The 14,901-nt window shown below is 72.3% G+C and carries 9 protein-coding genes; all 9 read right to left on the bottom strand.

Features of this window, described 5'->3' with window-relative positions; translation table 11 throughout:
* Window positions 1–72: 72 nt before the first annotated feature.
* The 9 genes from WMF19_RS48750 to WMF19_RS48710 all read right to left on the bottom strand — a co-directional run bounded on the left by WMF19_RS48750 (window position 73) and on the right by WMF19_RS48710 (window position 14,901).
* The gene (locus tag WMF19_RS48750) at window positions 73–1,740 is read right to left on the bottom strand and encodes an IgGFc-binding protein (protein WP_437896604.1); all 1,668 of its coding nucleotides are present in this window, start codon (window positions 1,738–1,740) and stop codon (window positions 73–75) included.
* Window positions 1,741–2,444: 704 nt separating this feature from the next.
* The gene (gene uvrA, locus WMF19_RS48745) at window positions 2,445–5,483 is read right to left on the bottom strand and encodes an excinuclease ABC subunit UvrA (RefSeq protein ID WP_437896603.1); all 3,039 of its coding nucleotides are present in this window, start codon (window positions 5,481–5,483) and stop codon (window positions 2,445–2,447) included.
* Between the two features lie 126 nt (window positions 5,484–5,609).
* A complete protein-coding gene (locus tag WMF19_RS48740; protein WP_437896601.1) occupies window positions 5,610–6,380 on the bottom strand; it encodes a PP2C family protein-serine/threonine phosphatase in 771 nt (256 codons plus the stop codon).
* A 439-nt stretch (window positions 6,381–6,819) separates the two neighbouring features.
* Complete coding sequence (locus WMF19_RS48735; protein WP_272096295.1) at window positions 6,820–7,266, bottom strand: hypothetical protein; 447 nt, start codon at window positions 7,264–7,266, stop codon at window positions 6,820–6,822.
* A 13-nt stretch (window positions 7,267–7,279) separates the two neighbouring features.
* Complete coding sequence (locus tag WMF19_RS48730) at window positions 7,280–8,260, bottom strand: DUF2894 domain-containing protein (RefSeq protein WP_437896599.1); 981 nt, start codon at window positions 8,258–8,260, stop codon at window positions 7,280–7,282.
* Between the two features lie 35 nt (window positions 8,261–8,295).
* On the bottom strand, window positions 8,296–8,928 hold the full coding sequence (locus WMF19_RS48725; RefSeq protein WP_437896598.1) for an OmpA family protein: 633 nt from the start codon (window positions 8,926–8,928) through the stop codon (window positions 8,296–8,298).
* Between the two features lie 118 nt (window positions 8,929–9,046).
* Window positions 9,047–11,695, bottom strand: coding sequence for a hypothetical protein (locus tag WMF19_RS48720; RefSeq protein WP_437896597.1), 2,649 nt, complete (start codon window positions 11,693–11,695; stop codon window positions 9,047–9,049).
* An 18-nt stretch (window positions 11,696–11,713) separates the two neighbouring features.
* Entirely contained in the window at window positions 11,714–12,520 is an 807-nt protein-coding gene (locus WMF19_RS48715) for a hypothetical protein (RefSeq protein WP_437896596.1), read from the bottom strand.
* A 236-nt stretch (window positions 12,521–12,756) separates the two neighbouring features.
* Complete coding sequence (locus tag WMF19_RS48710) at window positions 12,757–14,901, bottom strand: prolyl oligopeptidase family serine peptidase (RefSeq protein ID WP_437896595.1); 2,145 nt, start codon at window positions 14,899–14,901, stop codon at window positions 12,757–12,759.

The raw sequence follows: 14,901 nt of genomic DNA, 5'->3' as shown, positions 1-14,901 counted from the left end.
GCGAGGGTGCTAGTTCAGGAGACCGGGAAAGACAACCAGCGCGACGCCCGACGACGATCACCGCGCGCGCGGTCAGCGGGGCGGGGGCGGCGGAGGCGCGATGACGACGAGGTTGAGTCCGCCAGGGTACTGGTAGCTCGTGTAGGCGCCGTAGCCGAGCACCTGGATGCCGACAGGGGCCGAGGCGGTCAGCACGTGCGCGCCGCCGTTGCCGGGGCCGAGCCGGACGCGCGCGACGCCGAAGCCGGAGCCGTTGCCGATCGGGGTCGGCGCGACGTCGACGGGGGCGTCGTCGAGCGTGATCCTCGCGTCGAGCGGCTGGATGATGTCGACGTAGCTCTCATCGTAGTCGCTCGGCGCGAGGAAGACGTACTTGGAGCGGTATTGCTCGACCGCGGTGGGGTGGCTCTGCGACGGATCGCCCTTCTGACGAGACTCGGTGTCAGCGTCGACGATCTCGGCGCCCAGCATGAACGTGCTGACCGCGAACTCGTGGTCTCCCACGACCTCGAAATCCCGCCTCACCACGTCGAGATCGACGACCTGACCAGCGTTGATGGTGGTCGGCGCGCCGTCCGGCCTGCCGGACGGATACGTGAGCGCCGTGCCATCGACGTTGCCGTAGAGGCGCACGAGGTGGCCGATGACGTGGCCGCCGGGCGACGTCGGGACCGTGACGAAGTACCGCTTGCCCAGCGTCTCGGCGGGGAACACGGACTCCTCGATGTGGTCGCAGGCCTGGTGGCCGACGGGCGCCTGCACGCACGGTATGCCCGTCAGCACCTGGACAGGGCGGGTCGCTGTGACGAGGCTGCCGCTGAGGTCGCTCCTCGGGTGCCCGAGGACCTCGACGACGTCTCCCGCTTCGAGCTGGACGGTGAAGCTGCCGCCGCCGCTCGTCCGGGGGATGCCGTCGCCCGCGACCACCGAGCCGCCCTGGGCGACGTTCACAGTGACGCTGGTGCCGTCCTGGATCCCGCTGATGACGATGTAGCCGCCGAAGTCCGCCTCCGCCCAGCCGCGCTGGCCGGTGATGCGGTAGTTGCCTGTCATCGCGGTGCTCGGCAGGAGCAGCGACGCGTCGTTGGTGAAGGAGAAGCAGCCGAAGGGTTCCCCGTCGTTGGCCGCGCACGCCTCGTTGCCGGGGCAGGAGGACCAGTCCTTCCCGGACGGGCCGCCCTCCCCCTTGTACTCGAGCGCGTTGAATTGATAGACGGTGACCGGCCTGGTCGAGACGAGGTGGTAAGCGCCGCCGTCGACGCGGACGGAGCTCGTGATCGAATCGCCCCCGGTGCAATGGGTGGCGTCGGGCCCCTTCAGCTCGCGCACCCAGGGGAGGTAGATCTTGCTCAGGCTGTTGGGCTTGACCTCGGCGCGCGCCACGGCGGCGCCGGCGCGCGTCACCTCGACCTCGGCGATCTCGTCGCCGGCGTTCGCGACGACGACCGCATAGTCGAAGATCGACCAGACGATGTTCGCGGTGACCGTGGGCCAGAAGTCACAGCCGATATAGGACTTGCTCGCGGCGGCCTCCGCGCACGTCTTCGGGTCGCCGGCCAGCTCGGGGCCGACGGCGTCGCCCCCGGTGCCGGCGCCGATGTCGTCGCCGAAACCGCCGGAGCTCATCGACCCGACGTCGTCGCCGCCCGAGCCGCCGCCGGCGCTTGAGGTGGTCCCCGGCCGAGGGGCGCCCGCCGACGAGCCGCTGGCGGAGCACGCCGCCGCCGAGGCGGCGCCCACCCAAAGTCCTACGCCGAGAAATAGAGCATGCTTCGAGATCTGCATGGGCCCTCCCGTCAACGGATCTCGAGCGCAGGGGCCTGTACGACAGCCCCGCTGGCGCGAGATATCATGATGTTTTCTTGCTGAAGGTGCTGGTCGGGTGCTCGCGCACTCCTGGACACGATGGTGTCCATCGATCCCGGCTACGCGCTTTTGTGCCGCGGCGCAAGCCGATCGAATAAATCCGTTATGGGCGCCACCAATGAATATCGCGCTTATCTGAAATGGATGGTCTGCAGGCGACGCAAATCACAAGTGCGCCTGTCTCAGGCCTGTCGGAGTGAGCCGTCGCAGACGTTCTCTGCCCCACTCTGCCCCAGATGATCCATCGTCGAGCGGCCAGCGCCTGCACAGGGCATAGGCGTTAACCAAGCTCGTTCGGTTGCACTCAACGCACGAAGCCCTCCCCCTCCACCCCACCATCGGTCACCAACGTGAACGTGGTCGTGAACGTGGTCGTGAACGTGAACGTGAACGTAAACGTGAACGTGAACGTGAACGTGAACGTGAACGTGAACGTGAACGTGGTCGTGGTCGTGGTCGTTCACGGTCTACCGTTGACGACCACGACCACGTTTACGACCACGACCACGTTTACGACCACGACCACGTTTACGACCACGACCACGTTCGAATGTAGGAGAACGCGGCGCGGGGCTTGGTTAACGCGGGAGAAGGGGGCTAAGGAACTGCCCTGTATACGAGCCCTTCACCTTCGCGACATGCTCCGGCGTCCCCTCGGCGATGACCCGGCCTCCTCCGGCTCCGCCCTCGGGGCCGAGATCGATCACCCAGTCCGCACACTTGATGACGTCAAGGCTGTGCTCGATGACCACCACCGTGTTCCCCGCTTCGACCAGCCGGTGGAGCACGCCGAGCAGCTTGCGGATGTCCTCGAAATGCAGCCCCGTCGTTGGCTCGTCGAGGACGTAGAGCGTTCGCCCCGTCTGGCTCTTGCCGAGCTCCCGGCTCAGCTTCACGCGCTGCGCCTCGCCGCCGCTCATCGTCGGCGCGCTCTGGCCGATCTTCATGTACCCGAGGCCGACCTCGACCAGCGTCTCGAGGATGCGGCGCAGCGCGACGTGGTGCTCGAAGAGACGCAGGCAATCCTCGATGCTGGTGTCGAGGATATCCGCGATGCTCTTGCCCTTGTACCGCACCGCCAGCGTCTGCGCGCTGTACCGCTTGCCGGCGCACACCTCGCAGGGGACATAGACGTCGGCGAGGAAGTGCATCTCCACCTTCACCATGCCGTCGCCGCTGCACGCCTCGCAGCGCCCGCCCTTCACGTTGAAGCTGAACCGCCCCGGGCCATAGCCGCGCGCGCGCGACTCCGGCAGCTCGGCGAAGATCTCGCGGATCTGGTCGAACGCCTTCGTGTACGTCCCCGGGTTCGAGCGCGGCGTGCGGCCGATCGGCTTCTGATCGATCGCGATGACCTTGTCGAGCGCCTCGAGCCCCTGGATCGCGCGGTGCGCGCCGACCGGCTCGGTGCTGTGGTGAAGCGCCCGGCCCAGCGCCGGCAAAAGGATGCCGTTCACCAGCGAGCTCTTGCCCGCGCCGCTCACCCCGGTCACCGCGAGCAGCACCCCGAGCGGGAAACGGACGTCGATGCTCCTCAGGTTGTGCTCGGCCGCGCCGAGGATCTCCAGCCACCCGCGCGGCGCGCGCCGCGCGTCGGGCACCTCGATGCGCGCGCGCCCCGCCAGGTACGCCCCGGTCACGCTCTCGGGGTCACGCGCGATCTCCTCGGGCGTCCCCGCGGCCATCACCCGGCCGCCGAGGTGCCCGGCCCCGGGGCCGAAATCCACGACGTAGTCGGCGGCCCGGATCGTCTCCTCGTCGTGCTCCACCACGAGCACCGTGTTGCCCAGATCCCTGAGGCGCCGCAGCGTCTCGATGAGGCGCTGGTTGTCCCGCTGGTGCAGGCCGATGCTCGGCTCGTCGAGCACGTACATCACCCCGGAGAGCTCGCTGCCGAGCTGGCTCGCCAGCCGGATGCGCTGCGCCTCGCCGCCGCTCAGCGTCGGCCCCGAGCGGTCGAGCGTCAGGTAGTCGAGCCCCACGTTCAGGAGAAAGCTGAGCCGGCTCGTGATCTCGCGGCGCACCCCCTCCGTGATCTTCTGCCGGTTGCCCGGCAGCTCCAGCCGGGCGAAGTGCTCGTAGGCGTCCCTCACCGTCATCGCCGTGACGTCGGCGATCCCCTTGCCGGCGACGCGCACCGCGAGCGACTCGGGGCGCATCCGCCGGGAGCCGCAGGCGTCGCACGGGCGCTCGCTCATGAACTTGCGGTAAGCCTCCCGCGCCGACTCGGACGACGACTGCTGGAACCGGCGCATCAGGCTGGGGATCACGCCCTCGAACTTCATGCCCCAGGTGCCGTGCGTCTCGGTCCCCTCCTTCCCCCACGTCACCGCGATGCGCTTGCCGGAGAGGCCATGGAGCACCATCTCCTGCTTCTTCGCCCCGAGCTTGCGCCAGGGCACGTCGAGGTCGACGGAGCACGCCTTGGCCACGGCGTCGATGATGCGGAACGTCCAGCCCTCCCCGCGCGCCATGGCCGACGCCCAGGGGGCGATGGCGCCCTCCCGGATCGACAGCGCAGGATCCGGGATCACGAGCGCCGGATCGATCTCGAGGCGGGTGCCGAGGCCGTTGCAGGCGCCGCACATGCCGAGCGGGCTGTTGAACGAGAAGCTCTGCGGCGAGAGCTCGGGGAAGCTCTGGCTGCAGCAGGAGCGCGCGGCGCTGAACAGCAGCGGGGCGTCGGGGCGACGCCGCTTCCCGGACGCCCCCTCGTCGGCCTGGAGCTCGACCCGGAGCTCGCCGCGCCCCTCCTGGAGCGCGAGCTCGACCCCCTCCGTGATGCGCTGGCGCTCGTCCGACCGCACGACCAGCCGGTCCACCACGAGCGCGATGGTGTGCTTGAGCTTCTTGTCGAGCTTCGGCAGCTCGTCGAGCCGGTGCTGCGCCCCGTCGATCTCGACCCGCACGAAGCCGCGGCCCCGGAGCTCCTCGAACAGGTCCTTGAACTCCCCCTTCCGGTGCGTCACGAGCGGCGCGAACAGCACGAACTTCGTCCCCTCCGGCATCCCGAGGAGCTCGTCGACGATCTGCTCCGAGCTCTGCGCCTTCACCGGCTTGCCGCAGAGGTGGCAATGCTGCTCGCCGGCGCGCGCATAGAGCACGCGCAGGTAATCGTAGACCTCCGTGATCGTGCCGACCGTGGAGCGCGGGTTGCTCGACGCGCTCTTCTGCTCGATGGCAATGGTCGGCGACAGGCCGCGCAGGTGCTCGACCTGCGGGCGCTCGAGCTGACCCAGGAACTGGCGCGCGTAAGAGCTCAGCGTCTCGACGTAACGCCGCTGCCCCTCGGCGTAGAGCGTGTCGAACGCCAGGCTCGACTTGCCCGAGCCGCTCACCCCCGTGAACACAACGAGCTTCCGCTTGGGCACCTCCAGCCGATCGATGCGGAGGTTGTGCTCCCGCGATCCGAGCACCTCGATGAAATCCGGCTCCCGCGCCGCGTCGAGGAGCTTGAGCGCCGGCCGGTGGTGCTCCGCAGGATCGAGCTCCGTCGCCGCCGGCCCGGCGCGCCGCGCGCCCGATGAGCTGCCCTTCCCGGGCTTGCTCAGCGCCCCGCTCCGGGACGGGGATTCGATGGATTGCGGGTGTGTGGAGCCGTTCGTTCGCGCGCCCATTGGATTCCCCACCGCCATTAACACGGTGGCGCGCTCTCCGGCACGCGGTGTTCCATGGAAAAACCGGCGAGCTGAGCGCAATGCTGTCGCCCGCACACCGCCGGAGCGGCGGGGCGGGCGCGCGGATCAGCGCCTGGTGGGGCCGCCGGGCGAAGCGCGCCAGCGCACGACAACGCAGGTGACGTTATCGGGGCCACCGTTCTCGTTGGCACGCTTGACGAGCCGCGACGCGATCTCGGCCGGATCGGCGTGGGTCGCCAGGATACTTGCGATATCTTGCGCCGGCACCACGCCGGACAGGCCGTCTGAGCAGAGCAGCAGGACATCGCCTCCCTCGATGGCGTCGATCCGCGTCTCCACGTCGACCGCCTCGTCGGTGCCGAGGGCGCGGGTGATCACGTGCTGGAGCGGGAACGAGCTCGCCTGCTCGGGGAGGAGGTGGCCGAGCCGGATGCACTCGTTGACCAGCGAGTGATCCCGCGTGAGCTGCTCGAGGCGATGATCGCGGAGGCGGTATACGCGGCTGTCGCCCACGTGCGCGACGGCGATGAAGCCGTCGCGCGCCAGCACGGCCGCGATCGTGGTGCCCATGCCGCGCTTCTCCCGGTCGCGCCGCGCCGCGGAGAAGATGCGGCCGTTCGCGAGCTGGATGCCCGCGACGAGCAGGGGGAGCCCCTGATCGACGTAGCGCGCCTCCGAGCCCCGCGTCGTGGGCGGCCCCACGCCGACGGCGACAGGCCAGGTGGAGTCCGGATCGTCGAAGAAATCACGCACCGTATCGATCGCCATGCGCGAGGCGACCTCCCCGGCGGCGCGCCCTCCCATGCCGTCGGCCAGGAGGAACAGCCCACGGTGCTCGAGGATCGCGAAGCTGTCCTCGTTCGTTTCTCTGACCATGCCAGGATGGGTGATCCCGGCGGCTTCAAAAACGAGGTGACGCTGCACGGCGCTTCCCTCCAGCTTGCTCGCAGGCACGCTCTGCCGGACTGCCGGACGACGGGCGCGCGTCTTCCGTCATCGCGTCATCCACACCCTTCCGGCACACCCTTCCGGCGCCTTCATCGGACCGATCGCGCGACACGGGGTGCTTCGTCTGCTCATCTTGCCGCCCGCTCCGACTGCTCGTAGCGAGCCTACGCGCCAAGGATCGGTCGCGTCCACCAGATCAGGCCTCGGGCCGCGCCCGCCCGCGGCTGTCCGCGCCGGGCTCGGCGCGGGCGGCGATCGCGCCTCACGCTGCGCGCCCGTCACCGTTCCGTTTCCAACGTCTCAATTTGCCGCGGCTTCGGGGCAGCCTCCCGTCGGGCCGCCGGGCCGACGGCGCGTGGCGGCCTCGTCACGGGACCGCGAACCGCTCGGCGCCGCCGCCGGAGCACGCGCTCAGCGCGAAGCCGAACCGCCGGTCCTCGGTGCCGTCCTGCATGATCCGCTCGAGGTTGCGGCACTCGTGGCGGAAGACGCCCCGGAGCGCGTAGCGATCCTTGCTGTTCACGACGACCACGACGCCCGTGAGCGTGACCTCGAGGCGGTAGGTGACGGGGTCGCCTTCGATGGTGTACCGCGTGGTCGTGAACTCGGACGGGTCGTGGTTCCTGTACGCCTGCCAGATGCACTCGCGCGCCGCGCCGTTGTAGCCGTCGCCGTGCTTGACCACCTCGGTGCCGCACTGCTTGAGCGGCGGCGTGAGCGGCCCGCTCTGCACCTTGTCGGGCGAGGACGAGCAGGAGCCTGCGAGCAGGAAGAGCGCGAGGGAAGCGAGCGATCGGCCTGGCGAGCGAAGCATGGGGACTACTTACCTAACGCGATCCGCGAAAAAGGGATTCTTTTTTTCGGGCGGACCGGGCTGGCCGTCGGCGAGGGGCAGCGTCGCTGCTGGTGTTCCGCGGGGCGGCCTTTTTCCGCGCTGGCTTCTCGGGCTGCGGCTCGAGCGCGGCGGCCAGGGCGCCGAGGTCCTGGAGGCTGGCCACGAGCGCGCGCAGGTAGTGCTCCGAGAGCCGCTCGGCGGCGCAGAGCGCCCGGGCGGCGAGCACCTGGGCGTTGTAGGGGCCGGCGTCCTCCGGCACGTTGTCGGCCGCGCGCGCGACGGCGAGCGTGGCGCGAGCGCTCACCAGCGACTCGTGGAACAGCGCGGTGGACAGCGCGCTGCTGAGGGCCTGGGCTTGCCGCTTCACCCGGCGCTCGACGACGTCGCCGTCGCACGGGAGCTCCGCGAGATCGCGCGCGAGCGGCTCGGGGAGGCGCACGTCGCGCGCGGCCACCTCGCCGCGGAGGCGCGCGAGCGAGGGGACGGCGGTCGTCTTCCGCTCGGCGGCGAGCGCGCGCAGGCGGCGGCGCGCGGTCCTCACGACGGCGGGGAAATCGCCGAGCGCGAGCGCCGCGGCCAGGGCGCCGTCGTGAGGGAGGCCGGCGTCGGCGAGGGCGCGGAGGTGGGCCTCCGCATCGGCGCGGGCGCGGTGGAAGGCGGCGTCGAGCGCCGCGAGCCGCGCGGAGGCGCGGGCAGCGAGGCGCGCGCGGGCGCCGCCGTCGAGGGCGCGAGCGCGCTCGAGGAGCGCCTCGACGAGGCGGTAGCCCGCCGGGTCGAAGCGGTGGGCGCCGGCCGCCCGCAGGGCGGCGAGGCGGGCGTCGGACGGGGGCGACCCGGGTTGGGAGGACGCGGGCGACCCAGGTTGGGACGACGCGGCCAACCCGGGTTGGGGCGACGTGGCCAACCCGGGTTGGGACGACGCGGCCAACCCGGGTTGGGGCGACGACGCGGCCAACCCGGGTTGGGAGGGCATGGGCATCCTCGGCGAAAAATCCGCCGTGGATGTCATCAGGGCGCGCCTCGCCGCGGGATCGGCGAGATCTCCACCCGGCGGTTCTTCGCCCGGTTCTCGCTCGTGTCGTTGGGCGCCACCGGGTGCCGCTCTCCGAAGCCGGCCGCGAACAGCGACGTGTCGGGGACACCCGCCGCGGCGAGCGCCCGCGTCACCGTGAGCGCTCGCTGCGCCGAGAGCTCCCAGTTGTCGGCATATCCGCGGGACGAGCTCGTGAGCGGGCGGTCGTCCGTGAAACCGCTCACCATGATGAGCTCGTCATGAAGATCGAGGTACGCCTTGAGCGGGCCGGCCAGCGCGCGGAGCAGCGTGATGCCGGCAGGCTGAAGCTCGGCCGAGTTGAGCTCGAACAGGATGCTGCCCCGGATCCCGATGCGCCCCTCCGTCAGGGTGATCCGTCCCTCGGCGAGCGGTCCGGCCAGGGCGCTCTCGAGCGCCTCCAGGCGCGCGCGCTCCGTCGCGCGGGTGGCGCGCTCGGCAGCGAGATCGCGGGCCAGATCGACCTGAAACGAGATCGCCCAGACGAAAAAGAGCACGAAGAGGCCGAAGAGACAGGCCATGAGGTCGCCGAAGACCGGCCAGACCGCCGCCTGCTCGGGCACATCGTCCTCGGCCGGCGTCAGGGACATCGCATCGCGCTCGCGGCAGACGTCAGCAAACAACGCGGTGAGATCTCGCCACGATCCTCGGAGCCCACGATCGCGAGGCGCGGGAGACCAGGGCCGGACGCACGCGAGGCGCGGCGCATCAGCTCGTCTTGCTCCTCAGCGCCCGCAGCTCGGAGAAGAGCTCGCGCTGGAACTGCAGCGAGTGATCGAAGACCTCACGGGTCTGGTCGAGGTAGGCGCCGAGGAGGTCCGTCGCCTCGCCGTGCTCCCGGCGCTCGATCGCGTCCTCGATCGCCCCCAGGCTGTTCAGCCAGCGATCGCTCGCGTCGCGGTAACGGTCCACCGCGACGGTGAACATTTCCGCCACAGCCGTCATCTCGGCACCGCCGGCCCGCACGAGCTCCGAGGCCTCCCGCACGACCGCTGCGGTTGCCTCGAGGCTCTCGCCGAGGCCGCGGGCATGGGCGCTGAGCCGCTCGGCGAGCCCGTCGGCCGCCTCCCGCCGCGCTCCGTCGAGCCGCTCCTCGAACGCCAGCAGCCGCGCCGCCTGCTCCGCAAGCTGCGCCCGCGCCGCCTCGCCCAGCGCCGCCACGCGCGCCTCCGCGCGCGCCTCGCGCTCCGCGCCGCTGCGCTCCGCCGCCTCCGCCAGCGCAGCCACCCGCTCCGCCTGCTCCCGCGCGCTCCCCGCCATCCCCGCCGTCGCTTCCGACAGCTTCTCCAGCAGCGCGTCCAGCCGCGCGTCCCGCGCTGCGTCCGCCTCTGCGCGCGCCGACAGCCGCTCCGACGCCTCCCCGATCAGCCGCGACGCCGCCTCCGGCGCCGCCTGCGCCGCCCGCGCCGCCTCCGACAGCGCGCCCGACAGCGACTCGCCCAGCGCCGTCAGGTGCGCCGCGCGCTCCGCGTCCAGCTCCGCCTGCCGCTCCGCAGCTTCCGCTGCGCGCGCCGCGTGCGCTCGCTCCAGCCGCTCGATCGCCTCCCCCACCACCGACGACAGCCGCTCCGCCTGGCCCTCCAGCCTCGACGCCGACGCCGTCTCGAACTCGTGCCGGCGCGCGGCGGCCTCCTGGTCGAGCCGAGCGAGCCGCTTCGCAGCGCCCTCTTCCATCTGCTCGAGCCGCGACGCCACGCCCCCTTCCATCTGCTCCAGACGCGACGCCACGCCCCCTTCCATCCGCTCCAGCCGCGACGCCACGCCCCCTTCCAGATGCGCCAGGCTCTCGCCGAGGCCGCGGGCATGGGCGCTGAGCCGCTCGGCAAGCCCGTCGGCCGCCTCCCGCCGCGCTCCGTCCAGCCGCTCCTCGAACGCCAGCAGTCGCGCCGCCTGCTCCGCCAGCTGCGCCCGCGCCGCCTCGCCCAGCGCCGCCACGCGCGCCTCCGCGCGCGCCTCGCGCTCCGCGCCGCTGCGCTCCGCCGCCTCCGCCAGCGCAGCCACCCGCTCCGCCTGCTCCCGCGCGCTCCCCGCCATCCCCGCCGTCGCCTCCGACAGCTTCTCCAGCAGCGCGTCCAGCCGCGCGTCCCGCGCTGCGTCCGCCTCCGCACGCGCCGACAGCCGCTCCGACGCCTCCCCGATCAGCCGCGACGCCGCCTCCGGCGCCGCCTGCGCCGCTCGCGCCGCCTCCGACAGCGCGCCCGACAGCGACTCGCCCAGCGCCGTCAGGTGCGCCGCGCGCTCCGCGTCCAGCCCCGCCTGCCGCTCCGCAGCTTCCGCTGCGCGCGCCGCGTGCGCCCGCTCCAGCCGCTCGATCGCCCCCCCCACCACTGACGACAGCCGCTCCGCCTGGCCCTCCAGCCTCGCGGCCGACGCGACATCCGCCTCCCGCCTCGCGCGCGCCTCCTCGTCGAGGCGCCGCTCGACCGCCTGCAGCGCGCCGCCCGCGGCCGCGCCAGCGCGCTCCACCGCCTCCGCCAGGATCGGCTTGACCACGCTCGCCGCGACGTCGGCGGTCTGCCGGAGGCCCGCGGCGATGTCGCCGCGGACCTCGGCCGCGGCCGCCGCGAACGACGCGGCAGCCTGGCGCGCGCCCTCCACCTGGACCGCGAGCAGCCGCTCCTCGAGGCGCTCGAGGCGGCCCGTGGCCTCGCGGAGCGACGCCGCCGCGGCGGGGAGCGCCTCGCCCTGCCGCGCGAGCGCCTCCAGCGCCGCGAGCTGCCGCCCCGCCACCGTGAGCGCCGCGAGCGGGCCCGACGCGTAGGCCTGGAGCGCCGCCGCGGCCCGCGCCTCGGCCCGGCGCAGGAGCACGCCGGCGAGCCCGAGCATCCCCGACGCCGCGACGCCCGCCGCCGAGGTGCCGAACGCGCGCGAGAGGCCCTGCATGGGCGCGGCCAGGCTCTCCCGCAGCGCGTCGACGTCGGCGCTCATCGTCAGCGCCTCGCGGGCCCCCCGCAGCGTCTCGAACAGGCCGAGGAACGTGCCGAGCAGCCCGATCATCACGAGCAGGCCGACGAGGTACGACGCGAACGCGGCGCTCGCCGGGGGCAGCGCAGCGCCGGCGATCCGCGCCTCGAGCATCGCTCGGAGCGGCGCGCCGCTCTGCTCGATCGCCGCCCGCGTCGCCGGCCGCGGCAGCGCGCCGAGCTCGCGCTCGATCCGGGCAGCCCGCCCCGCGCGCACGAACAGCTCCAGCGTGCCCAGCGCGAGCCCCAGCGCGATGAGCTGCACGAGGCGGTACGCGAGCGGGTCCGCCCCGCGGTAGACGAGCGCTGCCCGCCCCACCAGGGCGAGGCCGACCCCGCCGGTGAGGAGCACCAGGATCCGCGTCGTCCACTGCCGCGCCGTCGCGAGCCGCATCGTGAAGCTCCCCGCGAGCTACGCGGGCGCGCCCGCCGCCGCCGCCCCGTCGACCAGCGAGAGCAGCCGGCCCGCCTCGTGCGCGAGCACCGCCTGGACCACGAGCTCCATGCGCTGGAGCTCCCGCAGGAGCCACTGCTCCTGCCCGAACCAGCCCGCGACGTCCTCGAGCCCGGCCCCCTCCGGCAGCGCGCCCACGGCCGCGCGGAAGGCCCGCGCGAAGGCGCGCGAGAGCCCGGGGACGAGCTCGGCGAGCGCGCGCTCGCGCCGCTTCTGGGTGGCGGAGGAGATCGCGGCGTCGAGCCGCTCGAGCCGCGCCGCGTCCGGGCCGAGCGCCCGCAGCGAAGGCGCGAGCTCCTCGCGCAGCGCGCGCGTCTCGAGCCGGATGCGGCCGAGGACGCGACCCACGAGCTCCCCGAACGGCTCCCAGAGCTGCCCTGCCGCGGACGCGAGCGGGCGCCCCCCGCGGTCGCGGGCCGCGCGGGCAGGCAACACCCCGGTCTGCTCCAGCGTCGCGTGCACCGCCGCCGCGTCGGGGAGCTTGTTCCGCCGGTGGAACGGGGCGGCGAACACGTGGTCGAGCGCCTCCGCGAGCTCGCCGAGGCGATCGGCGGCGAGCGCCCGGACCTCGGCGCGGGCGCCCTCGGACGCCCGCGGAGGCGCGGCGTGGCGGTCGAGGAGCGAGAGCTCGCGCGCGAGCGAGACGCTCCCGTACAGGTCCATGAGCCCGGCCAGGACCGCCGCAGGATCGGCGAGGTCCGCGAGCGGCGCGCGCGGGCCCTCCGCGAGCGCCGAGACGGCGGCCGCGAGGGGGCGCGAGATCAAAGGCCCGCGGCGCGAGGCCCCGGCTACGGGGTGAAGCGTTCGCACAGCGGCGCGTTGTTAGCCGTCGCGGCGCGGAGCCGCAAGCCTGTCCGTCGCCCCGCCCGCGGCGCGCGTCCCGCGCCTCCTGCGCGGCTCTCGTGGTGCGCCGCGCGCCTCATGCGTCTTGCGGCGTACGAGCGTCGCGCGCCGCACGCGCGGCGCCCGTCATGCGCAGCGCCGCGCGCCGCCTCGACTCGTTACCTGTTTGACTTGTTTGCCGGCGCCTGCGCGCTCGTGGCCCACAGCGCGAACGAGATCTGGTCGGCGCCCTTCGCGACAGCCGACTTGATGAGATCCGCGCCGCCGTGCCCGGCGTTCCGCTCGATGCGGAGCAGGACCGGACCGCCCGCGCTCGCAGACTGCAGCGCGGCGGCGAACTTGCGCGCGTGCATGGGATCGACCCGATCGTCGCTGTCGGCCGACATCAGGAGGACCGGCGGATACCGCTTCCCCGCCTGGACGTGGTGATAGGGGGAGTAGGCGTAGAGCGCCTTGAACTGCTCCGGATCGTCGGCGGAGCCATACTCGCTGATCCACGTCTTGCCGGAGCCGAACAGGTGGTATCGCACCATGTCGAGCAGGGGGACGCCGCAGAGGACGGCCCCGAACAGGTCGGGCCGCTGCGTGAGCGCGGCGCCGACCAGCAGGCCGCCGTTCGAGCCGCCCAGGATGGCGAGCCGCTCGGGCCGCGTGTACCCCTCGTGGACCAGGTGCTCCGCGGCGGCGATGAAGTCGTCGAAGACGTTCTGCTTCTTCAGCAGCATGCCGTCCCTGTGCCACGCCTCCCCGTACTCGCCGCCGCCGCGCAGGTTCGCCACCGCGTACACGCCGCCCCGCTCGAGCCAGGGGTACATCGATGCGGTGAACGCAGGGGTCTGCGACATCTGGAACCCCCCGTAGCCATAGAGCAGCGCGCGGGAGCTCCCGTCCTTCTTCATGTCCTTGCGGCGGACGATGAACATCGAGATCTTCGTGCCGTCCTTGGAGGGGAAGAAGGTCTGCTCGACGCTGAAGGGCGACGGATCGACGGGCACCTCGACGCGCGCATAGAGCTCGGTCCGACCCGTCTTGATCGAGGTCGCATGGATCTCGTGAGGCGAGGTGTAGGACTCGAACGAAAAATACGCCTCGTCCTCGTCGGGTAGCCCGGAAGGGCCGCCGACGGTGCCGATGCCCGGCAGCGCGACCTCGCGGACCAGCTTGCCGTCGAGCGTGCGCACCTCGACCCGGCTCGAAGCGTCCTTGAGATAGCTCAGCGCGAGGTGCCCACCCACGATGGATACGCTGTCCAGGGTGGCGTCGGGGCGCTCCGGGACGATCTCCTTCCACGCAGCGCGATCCGGCCTGTCCGGATCGACCTCAAAGACGCGATAATGCGGCGCGCCCTCGTCGGTGTGGACGTAGAACCGGTCCTTGTAGACCTCGACGCTGTAGTGGGCGTCGCGCCCGACCGCGAGCGGCTTGTCCACGGCGGGCCCGCCCGGCCTGCGGAGATCGCGGAAGTAGACGTCCGCCGAGGTCCACCCGTGGGACACGGTGAGCATCAGGAAGCGGCCATCCTTGGAGAGGGACGCGCCAAGGAACGTCCTTGGATCGCCCGTCCTGCCGCGCACCACGCGATCCTGCTTCGGATCCTGGCCGAGCCGGTGGAAGCGCACCTCCGCGTAACCCGGCCGCTCGGCGACAGGGATGGACGGGTCGGTGGGGAGCCAGACGTAGTAGAAGCCGTCGCCGGAGGGCGTCCATGACGCAACCGCGTACTTGCCTCCTTCGATGACATCCACGTCGGAGCGCTTGCCGGACGCGACATCCATCACATGGAGGGTCGCTTCATCCGAGTTGTTCTGCTGGATCTTGTAGGCGACGTTCTTGCCGTCCCACGACACCTCCCATCCGCCCAGCGAGACGCTGCCATCGTCGGACCAGGTATTCGGATCGAACAGCACGCGCTCCTCGCCGCTCTTTCCTTCCTTCCAGTACACGACCGACTTCTCCTTCGTCGCGTGCCGCCGGCTCAGGAAGTACCGGCCCCGGCGGTGGCGCGGCGCGGAGACCGCATCGATGTAGAAGAGCTGCTTCAGCCTTGACGCGATCGCGTCCCGCTCGGGGAGCCGGGCCAGCTCGGCGCGCGTGAACGCGTCCTGAGCCTTCATCCACTCCTTCACCTCGGGCGCGCTGCCGTCCTCGAGCCAGCGGTACGGGTCGGTGATCTCGACCCCATGCACGGCGTCCGTCACCGGGGCGACGCGGGTGGGCGGGTAGGCGGGGCGGCTGGGACCTTCGGACGCGGGAGCCGGCGCGGCGCTGGCCGCGGTGGGGAGCAGAGAGGAGCTTGCGGTCAT

Source organism: Sorangium sp. So ce124, assembly GCF_051525235.1.
Taxonomy (GTDB): Bacteria; Myxococcota_A; Polyangia; order Polyangiales; family Polyangiaceae; genus Sorangium; species Sorangium atrum.
The sequence above is the reverse complement of the archived record's forward strand: the minus strand, read 5'-3'. Positions and strand labels throughout refer to the sequence as shown.